The organism is Candidatus Accumulibacter vicinus (assembly GCF_000584955.1).
Lineage (GTDB): Bacteria > Pseudomonadota > Gammaproteobacteria > Burkholderiales > Rhodocyclaceae > Accumulibacter > Accumulibacter vicinus.
Genome location: NZ_JDSS02000001.1, coordinates 1,090 through 2,019, shown reverse-complemented (window position 1 = coordinate 2,019; position 930 = coordinate 1,090). Strand labels below are relative to the sequence as shown.

At 57.2% G+C, this 930-nt stretch carries 1 protein-coding gene; it reads right to left on the bottom strand.

The features are described 5' to 3' along the window. On the bottom strand, window positions 1-930 hold a 930-nt coding region (locus CAPSK01_RS00010), incomplete at both ends, for an ISNCY family transposase (RefSeq protein WP_273702774.1).

Sequence of the window (930 nt, the reverse complement as noted above, 5' to 3'; positions counted from 1 at the left end):
TCCGGACAGTAATCAAGACCATGGACCTCCAGTGCGTTGATCGCTGACTCGACCGCCGAGTGCTGACGTCGAGCTTTGACGAAATCCTCCGCGCCTTCCACCGCTTGTGCCTGTTGCGACAGCTTACCTTTTCGCGGCAACACCACCCGTTTCAGATGCGCCTGTAGTTCCTGCTGGTTTTCTGGTGAGTGAAATCCTTTGTCAAAACTACAGGCCTCCAAGTTGGCAAAATGCTGCTTGGTCTCTTTGACCATGGCCACGGCGACCTGGTCGTCCGTTTGCTTTTCCATGACCTGATGATGCAGGATGAAGCGGTGCTGGTCTTCCATAACGCAGACCCGTAAACCCAGTTCGACCGGTACGCCGGCTTTGCCTTTGCTGATCCATTCCGTGTGCGTCTCGAATACCGAAAAGACCTTCTCGGCATGCGGAATGGTTTCTCCCAGAATGACGCGCCGCCGGGTCTGGTCAATCTGCCGTACGGCATGTTCGATGAACTGTTCGATCTCGATTTTGGCGGCCAGATGCTCAATGCCGCCAGCACCGCTAGACGCGGGGGTCTTGCTCAGCGTCTCCTGTGCCTTGTCCAGGTAGGCTTGGGCGACCGCCAAGTAGGTTTGGTAGGCCTCGATAAGGCGATTGTCATTGGCCTGTTTCTGCGCTTCGCTACGGGCCTTGCGGTGCTTTGTGCTCTGCGCAGTGCGCAGGTGCCGCTTGAGGGGCTTGACGTTGTAGGCGTGCTGCCGCCAGTCGCTCATCCCTTGATCGGCGCTCAGGCGCGCCCTCAGTTCGATCACCTTGCGCGTGGCGTCAAAGAGCAGGTTGATATCGGTCGGGTAATGCACATCAGTCTCAACCACGAAGGAGTCGCAACGCCCATGCAGGACTTCGCCTTCCACTCTTTTTTTGACCAGTTCATGACCCGCATCC